The sequence below is a fragment of the Microbacterium sp. BH-3-3-3 genome (assembly GCF_001792815.1).
Taxonomy (GTDB): Bacteria; Actinomycetota; Actinomycetes; order Actinomycetales; family Microbacteriaceae; genus Microbacterium.
On record NZ_CP017674.1, the window covers coordinates 651,821 to 666,937 of the forward strand.

11 protein-coding genes are annotated in these 15,117 nt (G+C 63.9%); all 11 read right to left on the minus strand.

What is annotated here, in order from left to right; genetic code table 11:
- Nucleotides 1-95: 95 nt before the first annotated feature.
- A complete protein-coding gene (locus tag BJP65_RS03100) occupies nt 96-1,616 on the minus strand; it encodes a multicopper oxidase family protein (protein ID WP_070408177.1) in 1,521 nt (506 codons plus the stop codon).
- The gene (locus BJP65_RS03105) at nt 1,616-3,640 is read right to left on the minus strand and encodes a heavy metal translocating P-type ATPase (protein WP_374754281.1); all 2,025 of its coding nucleotides are present in this window, start codon (nt 3,638-3,640) and stop codon (nt 1,616-1,618) included. The genes BJP65_RS03100 and BJP65_RS03105 overlap by 1 nt, the downstream gene beginning before the upstream one ends.
- A gap of 892 nt (nt 3,641-4,532) precedes the next feature.
- Nucleotides 4,533-6,884: a hypothetical protein gene (locus tag BJP65_RS03110; RefSeq protein WP_070408179.1), complete on the minus strand. Its 2,352-nt coding sequence runs from the start codon at nt 6,882-6,884 to the stop codon at nt 4,533-4,535.
- Nucleotides 6,885-6,989: 105 nt separating this feature from the next.
- Complete coding sequence (locus BJP65_RS03115) at nt 6,990-7,526, minus strand: MarR family winged helix-turn-helix transcriptional regulator (RefSeq protein ID WP_070408180.1); 537 nt, start codon at nt 7,524-7,526, stop codon at nt 6,990-6,992.
- 58 nt (nt 7,527-7,584) lie between these two features.
- On the minus strand, nt 7,585-8,043 hold the full coding sequence (locus tag BJP65_RS03120) for a DUF3237 domain-containing protein (RefSeq protein ID WP_056279360.1): 459 nt from the start codon (nt 8,041-8,043) through the stop codon (nt 7,585-7,587).
- Nucleotides 8,044-8,138: 95 nt separating this feature from the next.
- On the minus strand, nt 8,139-9,776 hold the full coding sequence (locus BJP65_RS03125; RefSeq protein ID WP_070408181.1) for an amidohydrolase: 1,638 nt from the start codon (nt 9,774-9,776) through the stop codon (nt 8,139-8,141).
- Between the two features lie 33 nt (nt 9,777-9,809).
- A complete protein-coding gene (locus tag BJP65_RS03130; RefSeq protein WP_070408182.1) occupies nt 9,810-11,228 on the minus strand; it encodes an alpha/beta hydrolase domain-containing protein in 1,419 nt (472 codons plus the stop codon).
- 126 nt (nt 11,229-11,354) lie between these two features.
- On the minus strand, nt 11,355-12,140 hold the full coding sequence (locus BJP65_RS03135) for an ABC transporter ATP-binding protein (RefSeq protein ID WP_070408183.1): 786 nt from the start codon (nt 12,138-12,140) through the stop codon (nt 11,355-11,357).
- The gene (locus BJP65_RS03140) at nt 12,137-13,120 is read right to left on the minus strand and encodes an ABC transporter ATP-binding protein (RefSeq protein ID WP_056279352.1); all 984 of its coding nucleotides are present in this window, start codon (nt 13,118-13,120) and stop codon (nt 12,137-12,139) included. Before BJP65_RS03140 ends, BJP65_RS03135 begins: the two co-directional genes overlap by 4 nt.
- Complete coding sequence (locus tag BJP65_RS03145) at nt 13,117-14,016, minus strand: ABC transporter permease (RefSeq protein WP_156784795.1); 900 nt, start codon at nt 14,014-14,016, stop codon at nt 13,117-13,119. The genes BJP65_RS03140 and BJP65_RS03145 overlap by 4 nt, the downstream gene beginning before the upstream one ends.
- Nucleotides 14,013-15,017, minus strand: coding sequence for an ABC transporter permease (locus BJP65_RS03150; RefSeq protein ID WP_083285682.1), 1,005 nt, complete (start codon nt 15,015-15,017; stop codon nt 14,013-14,015). The genes BJP65_RS03145 and BJP65_RS03150 overlap by 4 nt, the downstream gene beginning before the upstream one ends.
- Nucleotides 15,018-15,117: the final 100 nt, after the last annotated feature.

A 15,117-nucleotide genomic window follows, 5' to 3' on the forward strand; every position in this document is an offset into this window, starting at 1 on the left:
CGAGCGGGAAGAACTCGGGGTGGCCAGGATGGCCGCCCCGAGTTCTGTCGTCGTCCGGTGAATGTCGTCGCATCTTCGTGGTCACCGCGCCGGACCTATGCCCGGCGGTAGCCGATCACCGTCGCCATGCCCGATTCTGCATGGTACACGTTGTGACAGTGGGCCAACCACACGCCCGGATTGTCGGCGTCGAAGTCGACCGTGAGCGTCTGTCGCGGCAGGACGATCGACGTATCCTTTCGGGGTCCGCCCTGCGCGTGCTGGTAGGTGTGACCGTGCAGATGGAATGGATGCCACATGTCGGTGTCATTGGTGATCGTCATCCGCACGCGCTCCCCTTCCCGCACCTCACGAACACGAGCGAGTGGTTGACTCATATCGAATCGATTGCCGTCGATGCCCCAGTCGTACGCCTCCATTCCTCCCGTGAGAGCGATATCGATCGCGCGATCCGGTGCGCGCGTCATCAGACCCACACCCGAAGCTGCCGTGAGGCGGTCGGCGACTCCGAGGCGATCCCCGCTGAGTTCAGCAACGGTGGCATCCGGAGCGGGAGGTGCCCCGTCAGCGGTTCGGATCACAGCAAAGGCGCGATCGCGTTTTCCCTCGGCCTGAGCGACGAGAGGGAACACGCCATCGCCCAGGACGATCGTCGCGTCATATCGTTCTCCCATTCCCAGCAGGATGCTGTCGACCGCGGTCGGATCGACGGGGAATCCGTCGGTGTGGGTGATCGTGAGAGAGTGTCCACCGATCGCGAAGCGGAAGGCGGTGTCTCCGCCGGCGTTGATGATGCGCAGCCGAACCCTGCTTCCCGGTCGCGCCGCAAACTGGGTGGGGTCGGCCGGGGGCTTTCCGTTGACGAGATAGAGCGGGTAGTACACGTCGCCGGCGTCCCCGGCCAGCAGAGCTGATGTGGCGCCCATCAGGGTGTTTCCGATCCGCATGAACATGTCCCCCATGCCACTCATGCCACCCATCCCCGCCGAGAGATCGGTGAAGACGTCGTCCGGCGTCGCCGTGACACCGTCGAGCCAGTCGTCCAAGACGATGACCCACTCGTCGTCGTAGTTCCCGGGTTCGGCCGGATCGTCGATGATGAGTGCTCCGTAGAGGCCACGATCCAGCTGGGTACCGACGTGAGAGTGAAACCAGTACGTCCCGGGATCGGGCGCGATGAACCGATACTCGAATTCCCCGCCGGGGGCGATGGGCCGCTGGGTGAGCGGAGGGACGCCGTCCATGTCATTCCGCAGTGCCAGACCGTGCCAGTGAACGGAGAGATCGGCGTCCAGCTGATTGCGGACGTTCGCTCGCAACGTGTCTCCCGCGCGGAGACGAATGATCGGCGCCGGCACCGATCCGAAGGCCCACGTGGGCGCACTGACCCCGGCAAGATCCAGCACCGCCGGGGCCGCGGTCACGGCGACGTCCGTCACCCTGCCAGAACCACCACGGCGATGTTCGGCATCCATGACCTCGCGACCATCGGGCTGAACCCAATCGGGACGTGGCGCGCACGAAGCCAAACCGACGGCCGAAACGGCCCCCATGCTCACTCCGAGAAAGCCGCGCCGACTCAGCGTCGCTCGGAACGGTCCGTTCGTCCCCGACATCACCGCACCCTCCGCTCGCGCTCGGCCGTCGAACCGAGAATCGATCTCGTACTGACCTCGGGGTGCAGGTCCAGTCGGCGGAGCCACTGCGCATTGAGGGCGACGACGACGGTGGAGAGCGACATCAGAACTGCGCCCACCGACATCGGCAGGACGAATCCGATGGGCGCGAGCACCCCGGCGGCGAGCGGCACCGACAGCAGGTTGTAGCCAGCGGCCCACCACAGGTTCTGCTTCATCTTCCGGTACGAGGCCTTCGACAGCTGGATGACCGAGAGCACTGATCGCGGATCCGAGCTGGCCAAGATCACCCCCGCGGAGGCGATCGCGACGTCCGTTCCGGCGCCGATCGCGATTCCCACGTCCGCCTGCGCGAGCGCCGGAGCATCATTGACACCGTCGCCGACCATCGCCACCGTCCGGCCTTCGGCCTGGAGCTCGTGGACCTTCGCGGACTTGTCTTCGGGACGGACACCCGCGAAGACCCGGTCGATGCCGAGTTCCGCCGCGACCCTCGACGCGACGGCCTCGGCGTCACCGGTGATCATGACGACCTGCCGTCCCCACGCGTGCAATGCATCCACCGCCTGGCGGGACTCTTCCCGTACCGCGTCGGCGAGACGTATCGCACCGATCACCGCGCCGTCAGAGACGACGTGGAGGATGATCGCGCCTTCCTTGCGCCACTCATCCGCGATCGGCATCTCCGTCGCGCGCTCTTCAGCGAGCAGCCCCGGGCCACCGACGCGGACCGTTGCTCCCTCGACGAGCGCGGTGACACCGACGGCCGGGGAAGACGAGGAATCATTCGCTTTCGGCACGGCCAGCCCACGATCCCGGGCGAACCCGACGATCGCGCGGGCCAAGGGGTGTTCGGAATCCGACTCGGCCGAAGCGGCCAGCGCCGCGACACGATCCTCGGTGTAGCCGTCTGCGACCTGGACCGCGGTTACGGTCGGCTCACCCTTCGTGAGCGTGCCCGTCTTGTCGAACAGGATGGTGTCCACCGTGCGCATGCTCTCCAGCGCGAGGCGATCCTTGACCAGGACACCGCCCTGCGCCGCTCGCTCCGTCGCGATCGACACGACCAACGGGATGGCGAGGCCGAGCGCGTGCGGGCAGGCGATGACGAGCACGGTGATCGTGCGGACGACCGCCACGTCAGGAAGGCCGACCAGGCTCCACACGATGGCCGTGAGCGCAGCAGCGCCGAGGGCGAACCAGAACAGCCACGCCGCGGCCCTGTCGGCGAGGCGCTGCGCACGAGAAGACGAGTTCTGTGCCTCACTCACCAAGCGCTGAATGCCGGCGAGCGCGGTATTCTCACCGACCGCCGCAACTCGGACACGCATCGACGAATCGCTCGCGATCGTGCCCGCGACCACCGTCGCTCCCTCACCCCGCATAACGGTCCGGGACTCACCCGTGATCATCGACTCGTCCATGCTCGCGGAACCCGAGACGATCACACCGTCGGCAGGAACCCGCCCGCCGGGACGCACCACGACGACATCGGCGACGCGCAGATCGCCCGGAGCAACCGTACGTGTCGTATCGCCGTCGACCACCTCTGCCTCATCGGGCAGAAGCGCGGCGAGCGAGTCGAGCGCCGAGGTGGTCTGCGCGAGTGAACGCATCTCGATCCAGTGCCCGAGCAACATGATCACGATCAGCAGCGCGAGCTCCCACCAGAAATCGAGCTGATGATCAAGCAGTCCCAGGCTCGCGCCGAGAGAGGCGACGAACGCGACCGTGATGGCAAGCCCGATCAGAAGCATCATCCCGGGCTTGCGCGACCGAATCTCCGTGACAGCACCCGTCAGAAACGGCCACCCGCCCCAGACGAACATGACCGTACCGAACACCGGCGAGATTCCACTCACCCACGCGGCATCCGGGAGCCCGTATCCCACGAGCATCGCGAACATGCCCGAGAAGGCGACCACCGGCACGGCGAACGCGAGCATGACCCAAAAAAGTCGACGGAACTGCCCGACGTGATCGCCGTGACCTCCGTGCCCCATTCCTCCGTGCCCCATTCCTCCGTGTCCCCCGGCGGGATGACCCGCGCTTGCGTCCGCGCCGCGGACAGGGTGCTGGTGCAGCGAATGCTCATGGCCGCCGTGATCGTGAGGGGGCGCGTTCGCCGCGAGCACTTCGCGCGGAGAGGGGAGTGTCTTCGCCGCAGCAACGAACCTCGAGGGATCGGCATCGAAAAGAGGTCCGCAGCGAGCACAGCACAGCCAATAGCGGTGACCGTCGACATCTCGGAAGAAGCCCGCAGCTTCGGCCTCGCGTTTCACCACCACGTTCCCCGGCATCACCGGACACACCGCGAGATCACCCTCGAGTGCCGTCGATGCCGCGTCGGACGTGTGGTCGTGGTGCTCATGGTCGTGTTGCACTTCTCGTCCTCCATACCTGTAGCGGGGGTGCGTGGCCGAGCATACCCCCCGGGGGTATTGAAAAGCGCGTTTCGTCCCCATGAAGATTCGGTCCGTGTCCACACGCAGGCAGCGGGGCATGATCACCGCGGTAGTACGCCCCGCTCTTGAAGGACGTTCTCGGCAGTGTCATCAGACGGGAGAGCAGCGTTGGCGTCGTTGCGAAGGATGCTGCCCACGACGTCGGGCTTCAGCACGCTGTGGAAAGCTCGGCCGGACGCGTGAATTCGAGAATGGGCGCGGGAGCCCTTTCAGAGCCCGTAGACAGGAGGCACGACGAAAGCCCCGGCGAATCTTGCGATCCACCGGGGCTTTTCTGTCGGGATGACAGGATTTGAACCTGCGACCCCTTGACCCCCAGGCGCCCAAACGGCTCGAATCGAGATAGAACCCGCGTCGTTCCGCGGATCACATGATGCAGGACACGTCACGCGATGCATGATTTGCATGATTCTGGTCCCCTTTTGGTCCCCTAACCAGGCGTTGCAGCAAGGAGATTATCGTGCTTCGCGTCGTCCGTCCCGAAGTTGAACCGATCCCGGAGGACGGTCAGGACGGCGGCGGCGTTCGGGGTGGGTGTGTTTCGATGCAGCCCGTAGGACGGCAGTGTAAGCAAGGCAGTGAATTCCAACGCGGCGAGGAGCTTGTCGCGTGTGAATGCGTCGCTACCGAGTTGGGGGTCGGTGTCGAGTTCCTCTCGCAGTAGGAGCGCGGAGGCGCGTTCACGAACTTCGGGCGGACTGTCGACGGCAACCTTCAATCCCTCCCAGCCCGGGCGTGCGTTGCCGATGATGTTGGTGATCGCCATCATCAGCTGCCAATCGCGCCACCCCTCGTCCCGGAGCTGGTGGAGGACGATGGCCGTGCGCTCGGTACGGGCGAGCCGCGGTATGGTCACGCGTCCGATCGGCATCATGCGCTGATAGCGTCGCTCGATGTTCGCGACTGTCTCATCGTGGTCGTACCACTCCGAAAGATCGGTTCGGAGCGCAAGCTCCGCGTGCTCGGGGGACGCATCACGGACGATTCCTTCACCGAGTGGCCCGTTCGGAAGAGCTGCCATGCGTCCATAGTCCTCATCCCGGAGGAAGTCGGCTGCTTCATCGTAGGGTCGCCCTCCTGAGAGCTTGTGTCCGAGGCCTCGTGCGAACGCGTCGTTGATGAGGGCGAGGAATTTCTCTCGGTCAAGTAGAGAGTTGTCGAGTAGTAGCAGTGAAGCATCAGTGACCATGTCAACGAGCGCACGATCTTCCTGGACGCTGTTGCCTGGCTGGAGGTGGACGATCCAACGGCTGAGGTCGTTGTCTGGGATGCGCTCGAGATTCTCTGCACCAATCGGTCGATCGTCTCGGTCGGTCTTCACTTCGATGTGAATTTCGGCGGGAAGCCAGACAGCGTCTGTGAGCGCGAGTTCGGCCTGGATGATTTGTATGCCGGAAATGAGCCGCTCTGCGGCGAGCGTGTCGCGTCGTGTGTTTCGGCTCCGCACAGTCCAGGCTGCGCCGAAGGCGGTCCAGCGTATGTCCCGCGTCTCACCAGCGTCGGCGAAGGGGCGCCCGAATCCCTGTCGATCGAGTCCCCGAGCGAGGGTCTCGATGGTCCAGTGATCGTCGTTGACGAGCTGGGAGGCCATATCGTCGAGTAGCGTCTCGGTGCCCATATCGTGGGCGGTGGCTCGGATCAGGGGTTCGTAGTCAGGCGCCAGACTGTGCGCGACGTGAAGGGCGAGTGCTTCCCGCTGAAGCACCTCTGAGAGGTATGCGTGGCGGTCGAGGTTCGTGGGGTCTTCGGCGTACATGTTCTGGGCAAGTAGCGTGACGCGCACGAGCCGTGATGCTGAGCACCAGTTGCCCGCCTTGAAGTCGTTGATCGCCGCGACGGCAACGGACTGTGGCACGAAGCGACGAATGTCGGTTTGTTGAGCACCGTTGGCGGCAACTGCGGCGGCGAACGCGTGCAGTTTCGCCGCGAAGAATAGACCGAGATGCTCGTAGATCGAGGCGGCGAGCAGCATCATGGGGATGCTGTCTTCGATGGTCTCGCCGTGGCGCCACGCGATCTTTGCCTCGTGTACGTCGGCAAGGGCACGGAGCAATTGGCCGGCGCCTGCGAAGGTGATGGCTCGTGCATGGGCGCGTTCGGCCTTGGTCGCATCACCTCCGACTCGTGCGACTGCTTCATCGAGACCATCGCGGAGCTCCGCGTACTCCGGGTGGTCGGCGAGGGAGAGGGTGAGCATCTCGAACAATTCTGCTGTGTGCTCGATCGGGAACAGCGAGGCGGATGACAACCCATCAAGGAGTGAGGCAAGCGTGGCCATGCCTCCGTCGCGGTCCCGAAGCGGAAAAGCGGATGTCTGCGCGGGCACGGTCTCGTCGGCGTCATAGGCATCAAGGACAAGCCGAAGAGTGTCACGAGGGTCACGCAACCCCTCGATCCGCTCAGGGAGATCGTTCGGGTATGCCTGGAAGAAAGCGAGGCGCACATCGATGGCGAGCAGCAATGCCTTGGCGTTTGGATACGGGCCGGCGGCGAGCGCTGTCCGAATGTGCGCGCGCAACGTCTCGTAGAAATTGTCGAGCTCAGTCATGGTGATGCTGGTGTTTCCGCGGAGTCGGGAACCGTATCCGTACTGGAGCAAGACGCTCGCGTCCTCAATAAGCGGCAGATCATCCTCGATGTCGGTGATCGCCTGGAAGAACTCGCGAACAAGAGGGTCAGCTGCATGAAGCTCCCCGGTTCCGCGGAGCGTCGCGACCGCGATCTCGTACCGGGCTCGCATTTGGACCTCGTCCGGCCCGTCACCGGTGAGGAACTCACGCATCTTTGCGATCCAGTCGCCCAAAGAACGCGCGCGGTGTGCGCGTCCACGACAAGCTCCTAGCGACACGGGCCCACCTAGTCCGTTGCGGCGAGCGGAACCCGGGCTTCACCCGTCGGCGGCGGGCGAAGCATCTTCCTCGTCGCCTACAACCTTTCCGAGAAGCCCCACGAGCATGTGTTGCTCGGGCAGCGTCAGCGCATTTAGGGCTTCGGTAGCGTTCCGCATCGCACGTTCGTGGATCTCCAGGACGAGGTCGGCGCCTTGCGGTGTCAGCGACAAGAGAATGGATCGCTGATCGGTGGACGAGCCGACCGACGTCACCAGCTGGTGGGATTCGAGTGGCTTACGGGCAGCGGACACGGCCGCCCGGCTCATGGACGTGAGAGACGCAAGGCGGTGGGGCTCAAGTGGCCCGGCAACCCACAACGCGAAACAGACTCGGAAGCCTGCCCAGGTGAGGCCGTCGGGTAACACCACGCTATCGCTGTCCGCCAACTGTCGCGTGACGCGGCGCGTGAGCAGCGTCAATAGCACGGTGGGTCCGCTTCCTAGATGCCCGAGTTCGGCTGCGGTGCGATCACCAGCCAGCTTCACGAAGTCCAGAAACCGGTCTTCAGGAAGACTCGCTCTTGACTGTGTCATTGCCTTACCCCCTTGGTGATACCCGAGGTGATTCGGGTATCACCGTTCATGTCGTCCACTACGTCAAACGGTAGAAGCGGACCTTGATCGACTGAGAGAAACGAGCGCCCGTGCTCACGAATATGTTGTCGTTCATCCATCCGTATCGTCCTGCGGGGGCCGAGAACTCGGGAACGCATCGGAAGTAATACTCGTCAGCGTCGACCTCCTCGCCTGCCGCAAGACGTTGCATCACCGCGGGGTCGCCATGACGAAGACCGCGGTTGCGACACCGCAAGTGCACACCGTCGTCCGTTTCCAGAAGGTAGAGCGCATCGATGACAGTGACCCCATCCGGGCGCGTCAGCTGCCAATCATATCCACCGACCATCTTGCCCCGGATGTGCGGGCCCTCGAAAGGCCCACCAGGGGGGATGGGAATCACCCGTTCCAGGCCATTCGGGGTGCTCCCGATGGTCACAGCAGCTGAGAGATCACCAGTCGCTTCGAAGAGAAGTTCCAGGCCTGGATCACGCATGCGGGTTCCTCATTCCTATTGGGTCTGCGGTTGTGGAAGTCGCGACGCAACTGCCCGCTCCGGATCTGACACGATGGAGCGCTTGCCTGCGGCGCTCAGACGCGAGCATCGTGTGAGTAGACTTCTCGTCCGTCCACCCAGGTCGATACCACGCGGGCCTCCCCGATCTGCTCGGGAGGTGCGGTGAACGGGTCAGTGTCGAAGATGGCGAAGTCGGCGTCATAGCCCACGGAGATTCTGCCGACTCGGTCCTCGAGGCCGTTCACATAGGCAGAACCCGCCGTGTACGCATCCCAGATCGACCTCAACTGCATGGCCTCTTCCGGCAGGAACGGGCCCGGGTTCGGCGCTCCCGTCGCGTTGCGATTCACGGCGACGTGCATCCCCGCGACCGGACTGATGTCAGAGACGGGCCAGTCACTCCCTGCTGCGATTCGGGCGCCAGCCCGCTCCAGCGTCGCAAAAGGGTACTGCAACTCGCGTAGCTGAGGATCGAGGAACGGAATGGTCAGGTCATGCATGTACGCATCGCTCTGCGCCCACAACGGCTGGAGGTTCGCGATCGCACCGAGCAGCGAGAAACGATCCGCGTCGTCCGGCTGCACGATCTGCAGGTGCGCAAGGTGATGTCGCTGCAAGGAAGGGCGCGGCAGTGACGAGATCGCGTCGAGCGCGTCCCGAACCGCTTGATCGCCCAGCGCGTGGAAGTGCATCTGGAAGCCGGCTGCGTCGAGTTCCTTGGCGGCAGACCCGAGTTGCTCGAAAGGCACGAGTCTCATCCCATGGTTCTCGGTGACATGACCGTGACCGTCGTGGTAGGGCTGGGTGAGGAGCGCGGTGAAGTTCGCGCAAGTCCCGTCCAGCATGATCTTGATTGAGTCGGCGCGAAAACGCGGCGCCCACTCGCGCGCACGATTCCTGCGCTCGATCAATTCGCCGACCTGGTCCAGTCCGCGGTTCCTGTCCCACCACAGGGCGCCCCGGACTTTCGCCTGCAGGTCGCCGCGTTCCAGTGCCTGAAGGTATACGTCGAGCGCATCGATACCGTTGTCGTGCACACGCAGAATGGCGTCCTGCCACCCGGTGATTCCGTGTGAGAAGCAGTGATCCTGGGCGACGAGCAACCCGCGGTACATGGCATCGAAATCGGGTTCGGGTGCGACGGATTGCACGAGCATTATGGCTCCCTCATGCAGGGTGCCGGATGGATATCCGTCTGCTTCTCTCTCGATGCGCCCATCGGATGGATCAGGCGAGGTCGCTCCGATGCCCGCTGCGCGGAACGCCGCGGTGTTCGCCCACGCACTGTGCCGCTCCCCGCTGCGCAAGATGGCCGGACGACCGCCTGTCGCCGCGTCGAGCTCCTGCCGCGTGGGAAGACCATTCGGAAAAACGTCCTGCCTCCACCCCCCACCGGTCACCCACGCGTCCTCCGGCAACACCGCTGCGAATTCAGCGACGATTCGAAGAACCTCCTCGCGGGTCGCCGCTTGGTTGAGATCGCACTGACCACGTTCCGCCCCTCCCATGATCGGATGCAGGTGGGCGTCGATGAAACCCGGGCTGAGAAGGCCGCCGGCGAGGTCGATCTCGTCAGCCCGCCCGATTCGATCGCCCACCTCGCCTCTGGTCCCGATCGCAGCGATGACACCGTCTACGACGCCGACCGCAGCCGGCCGCGAGCCGACCCCAGTCACGTAGATCGAACCGTTTACAAAGATCTTGGAAGCCATTTCTTGTTCCTCTCAGGACTCGTGCTCGGACACTCAGAAGTCGATGCCGTCGAGGGCATGGTGCAACGCGGCCGGCACGTGCTCAGGCAGATACCAACGCGCCTCGACGAGCTCCGCCAGCCGCCTTTCGACGCGTTCTCTGTAGACCTCGATTGAGCCGTAGAGGCCTCGCATCTCACCTGGGGAAAGGACCCGATGCTCCCAGTGCTTCATCGTCAAGGGACCATCGACATCGGCAGCCATGAATGTGCGAGGCAGGTCGACGTCGAGATAACGGACCCCGCCTCGAGCGTGCCCTGAGGGGTCTTTCACCGAGCGCAGCGCTGCGTAGTCCACACCCGCCATGTCCCGGACGTACGACGCCGGAATATCCACGACGATCGGATCGGCGCGGGGCGGTGTCACACCCCTGGTCCAGAGGACGATGTTGTCGAGGGCCGCTGCGAGAAGGAAGATCGTCGATACATGTTCCGGCTCATCAGCCAGATCACCCTCTGGCACCGGACGCGCATCGACGGGCTTCTCGTAATGAACTCTGCGAACCCCACTGATGTGACCGCGACCGGGGATCTGATAGCACCTGTAGAGGTCACCTGGCGTGTCGCTGTCGCCCCGACTGTGCCATTGGTGCTGCATGACCTCATCTTCAGTCATGAACTCCATGACGGGAACCGATGCCCCGCGGACGACGCGCCGCGGGTCGTCGAGCTCAAGCTGATCGAATTCGCCGATCGGCCTCAAGTCTTCGTCGAAGTCCAGTTCGCCATCCCGGTTGATGTTCACATACCCCATCGGCCCGAACCCGCCGCTTGAGACTCCGATCACATAGCCGTCGATGATGTCGTGACCAGCCTCGAGACTGTGCAGTTCGTGGAGATGCTCCGAAAGGTAAGTACGGAGGAAGCTACCCGACTGCGACCATCCGTTCGCAATGATCCGCTCCGCCGGCTTGAGCCCGGGGAGCAGACCGCCGCCCTCGGATGCGCGGAGAGCGCGTCCGACAGCAGCGATCATGTCCCAGAGCAGCCCGTCGTGCCCTATCGACAAGTGCGCGTACCTCGTAGAGGAGCCTGCCTTCAGCGCCTCAACGATCACGTTCTTGCACGTGAGTCCCACGTAAGCATCACCACGCTGGAGGATGTATCCCGCCGCATCAGGCCAGAACATCGATGACTCCATCCCGCCCGAAGGGTTCAGGAGCTCGAAGTGCACGTTCCCGCTAAACTTCTCCGGACTGAGAGGGAAGACGCTGACGACACGACTCGTGAACTCGGAAGTGGCGGTCACCGAATGGGGAAGAGCGCCGTTGCCATCGGCGAAAACGCGCGCCGGAGCCGAGATCGTGTATTCCCGGACGTCGTAGCCTGCGTCACGAATGGTCGCGAGGTTCTGCGAGATCTGCTCGGGGAGGTACGACGGAGATTCTGTCGCACCGGGAATCTCGTTGATCATGCCGGATGCCTTTCTCTAACTGCCTGGTCATTGGTTGAGTAGTGGACGATCACTCATCCCCATCGTCGCCAGTGGGTGTTCCGCAGCGGCAACGGAGTGGCGAGTGCAGCGCCCGTCGGACACGGTTCAACTGGGAAGAACGCGGGGAGGGATCGGCGTGTGGCCGAACGCTGAGAGCAGAGTGCGCGTGTAGGCATGTTGCGGCGCGTTCATGATCTGGTCGGTCGCGCCGCTTTCGACGATCACACCGCCCTTGAGGACCGCCATATCGTCCGTCAAATGATTGATCACCGAGATGTCGTGGCTGATAAACAGGATCGTCAACCCCAGCTCCCGCTGCAGCCCCATCAAGAGATTCAGAATCTGTGCCTGCACGGATACATCGAGTGCGGAAGTTGCTTCATCCGCTACCAGCACCCGAGGTCGACATGCCAACGCGCGGGCGATCACGACGCGCTGTCGTTGGCCACCGCTGAGGGAACTGGGAGCCCTCTCTACAAGGGCACCGCTGAGACCGACCTGCGCGAGCAGTTCGATCGCCCGGTCGCGCGCCCTGACGCGCCCCTGCCGATCTGCGACAGCAACCGCCTCGGTCACAGCGGCGAGCGGTGACAAGTACGGGTTCAGCGCCGCGAACGGATCCTGAAACACCATCTGCACGGATCGGCGCATACCGTTCCTGCGCGAACTGCGATCCCAGCGCCTGCCTTCGATGAGAATATCGCCGTCCGTCGGTCGGCGCTCGTCGACGACGAGTCTGCCCAGGGTGGACTTCCCCGATCCGCTCTCCCCGACGAGCCCTGTGATCGTACCCGCCGGAACCGCGAGGCTGATGCCTTTCAAGACCTCTGGACCGTTTCCGGTGTACCGATAACGCACGTCACGTAGCTCGATCGCTGGGGTGTCGCTCATGCCGCCACGACCTTCTCTGCATGGTGGCACGCGGCCGCGTCGCCCGCGCGCACGTTCCTGAGTTCAGGCACCGACTGGGCGCACACTTCGGTCGAGAACGGGCACCGTTCGCGGTAGACACAACCACCGTCCCGCCAATCGACAGGTGGTCGCGGGGCGCCCGGTATCGCACCCAGAACCGTCTTACGCGCTGCGAGCGTAGGATCTGCCTGGAGTAGAGCTCTCGTGTACGGGTGGGACGGTGCGGACAAGACAGTCGATGTCGGGCCGAGTTCGACGATTCGACCTCCGTACATCACGGCAACTTGATCGCAGACTCGGCGGATCACACGCATGTCATGCGACACGATGACCATTGCCATGTTTCGTTCCTTCTGCACCTGCTGAATCAAACCGAGCACCTCGTTCTGGACTGTCGCGTCCAGGGCTGTCGTCGGTTCGTCAGCAACGAGGATGTCGGGGTCGCCCGCGAGCGCGAAGGCCAGCATCACGCGCTGCCGCATCCCGCCGGAAAGCTCGTGGGGATAACTGCGAAGCACCCGGTCAGGGTCGCGCATCTGCACTTGTTGCATCAGCACGCGTGATTTGTCGCGCTTCACTATCCGGGTGCCGACGAGGATGTCGTTGAGCTGACTGCCCACCCTGCGCACGGGATTGAGGCCGGCCATGGAGGCTTGCGGCATATACCCGACGCGTCGACGCCGCAGTTGAGCCCAGCGGCGGGTATCGGCTCGCGCGAACTCTTCGCCCTGGAACTCGATCGAGCCCGCGTCGATGGTTCCACCGGAGAGGCTCAACATTCCCACCAGGGCACGGCAGAGCAGGGACTTTCCAGAACCTGTCTCCCCGACCACGCCGAGGGTCGTTCCGGGAGCAGCTTCCAGCGTGATCGGACCAAGCCTGACGCTGTCTCCCACTGAGAACTCGAGGTCTCGGACTCGCAGGCTGAGCTGCGCTTCCGGCGCCGTGTCCAGAGTCATTCCTGTCTCCTCAGTTTGCGCGAAGTGCGATCGAGCAGTCCGTCGGCGATGACCGACGCTGCGACCGCCGAGATGGTCAACGCGAGCGCAGGGAAGATGACCTGCCACCAGGCGAAGACGATTGAGGAGCGCCCCTCGTACATCATCGATCCCCATTCCGGAGTGGGCGGCGGTACACCAGCTCCCAGGAACGGGAGGCTGGCGACGAATCCGACGATGATCACGGCGTCGGCGACCGCATAGGTCCCGGTCACGGCAATCACAGCAGGCATGATGTGGCGGAACGTGATCCGACCTTTCCCATATCCCATCAACTCGGCGGCGACGATGTAGTCGCGTGATCGGAGGCCAGCGGCCTCGGCACGCGCGAGACGCGCATAGATCGACCAGCCGACGACCACGATCCCGACGAGGATCTGAAACACTCCCGGCGGCGTGCCCAGCACACTGACCTGATTGCCGACGGTGAGCAGAATCAGAAGGATCAGCAGCGGAAAGGGGACGGCGATGAGTGCGTCTGTCACCCTCATCAGGACCGTACCCCAGGTGCGCCGCCTCGCCATGCCGGCCAGAGTGCCGAGGAGTGTCCCGATCGCCAGAGACACGAACGCCCCTACCAGTGCAACGAGGTAGTCGACGTGGACGGCGACGAAAGTCCGGACGAAAACGTCGCGCCCGAGCACATCGGTCCCGAATGGGTGCTCGGGGGACGGTGGCGCCAGAGGCGGCCCGCCCAGCTCGTTAGGGCCGTAGCCGATGAGGACGGGAGCGAGAAAGCTCATGATTACGAAGAGCAGGAGCACTACCGCGCCGGCGATGATCTCGGTGAGACCACGTTCGGCACGGCGTCGTTTCGCCGCGAGAGGAATAGCGGTTGTCCGCGGAATGGTAGTCACTGAACACGCACCCTTGGGTCGGCGATCGTGTAGATCATGTCGGTGATGAGGCTGATCACGACCGTGAAGATGCCTGTGAACACGGTCACCCCGACGATCACGGGATAGTCGCGTTGTCCGACGGCCGTCACGACCACCGAGCCGATTCCCGGAATCCCGTAGAGCGCCTCGATCACCACCGCGCCGCCGATGAGCACCGCCATGCTGAATCCCACAAGGGTGATGATCGGGAGAAGCACGTTGGGCAGGACGTGGCGGACGACGAGCGAGAGCCGCGAGACGCCACGGCTGATCGCGGCCTCCACGAACTCCTCGCCCATCAATCTCGTCGACTCACGCTCGATTGATCGGACGAAGATCGGCGTCATGAATAGCGCCAGGGCCAAGCTGGGAAGCCAGACGTATCGCAGCGTGCTCGGCCATTCCCTCGACCAACCCCCCGCAGGCGCCCAGTGAAGCTGAACGCTGAACAGGATGAGCAGGTAGATACCGATTAGGAAGGACGGGATGGCGATGAGGACGACCATCGACATCCGGAGGACGCGAACGCCTCGAGAGCGTACCCCGAAGGCGGGGAGGAGACCAAGCGGAACAGCGATGACGAGTGTGAAGAGGATCCCCGTGACAACCAAGGAAAGCGTGACGGGGAGGGCTTCACCGACGATGAAGAAGACCGGCTGGTCCGAAGTCATCGACGTTCCGAAGTCGCCGATCAGGAGCCCAGCGAGCTGATTCAGGACCTGAGAGAAGAGCGGTTGGTCCAGACCGAGCTGATCACGCAACGCCTCGAGCGTCTCGGGCGTCGCCTGCATACCCAGAATGGCCTGCGCCGGATCGCCGGGTACGAGCCGGACGAGCACCGCCGTCCCGACCACGATCAGCGCCACCACAATGACGAGCTGCAGGATGCTCTGCCCGACTCTCCGCACCAACCGTGACCATCGGCGTCGTCCCCGGGCAGGGGAGGAGCCTGCCGCGATGGCCTCCGTAGTGGCACTCATGATCTCTCACCCTGAGATGAGATAGAGGCGACTACGAACCCGTCCATGTCTTTTCCTTGCGCGTGAATCGAGAGGCTCGGGCGACGGGCGAGGGCGCGCG

What these genes read in the sequence shown, in the direction of transcription:
- BJP65_RS03105 (WP_374754281.1), bottom strand. Translation starts at nt 3,640, where the DNA reads ATGGGGCACGGAGGTCACGGCGATCACGTCGGGCAGTTCCGTCGACTT.
- BJP65_RS03115 (WP_070408180.1), bottom strand. Translation starts at nt 7,526, where the DNA reads ATGACACAGTCAAGAGCGAGTCTTCCTGAAGACCGGTTTCTGGACTTC.
- BJP65_RS03135 (WP_070408183.1), bottom strand. Translation starts at nt 12,140, where the DNA reads ATGAGCGACACCCCAGCGATCGAGCTACGTGACGTGCGTTATCGGTAC.
- BJP65_RS03140 (WP_056279352.1), bottom strand. Translation starts at nt 13,120, where the DNA reads ATGACTCTGGACACGGCGCCGGAAGCGCAGCTCAGCCTGCGAGTCCGA.
- BJP65_RS03130 (WP_070408182.1), bottom strand. Translation starts at nt 11,228, where the DNA reads ATGATCAACGAGATTCCCGGTGCGACAGAATCTCCGTCGTACCTCCCC.
- BJP65_RS03100 (WP_070408177.1), bottom strand. Translation starts at nt 1,616, where the DNA reads ATGTCGGGGACGAACGGACCGTTCCGAGCGACGCTGAGTCGGCGCGGC.
- BJP65_RS03150 (WP_083285682.1), bottom strand. Translation starts at nt 15,017, where the DNA reads ATGAGTGCCACTACGGAGGCCATCGCGGCAGGCTCCTCCCCTGCCCGG.
- BJP65_RS03125 (WP_070408181.1), bottom strand. Translation starts at nt 9,776, where the DNA reads ATGGCTTCCAAGATCTTTGTAAACGGTTCGATCTACGTGACTGGGGTC.
- BJP65_RS03110 (WP_070408179.1), bottom strand. Translation starts at nt 6,884, where the DNA reads ATGCGTGAGTTCCTCACCGGTGACGGGCCGGACGAGGTCCAAATGCGA.
- BJP65_RS03120 (WP_056279360.1), bottom strand. Translation starts at nt 8,043, where the DNA reads ATGCGTGATCCAGGCCTGGAACTTCTCTTCGAAGCGACTGGTGATCTC.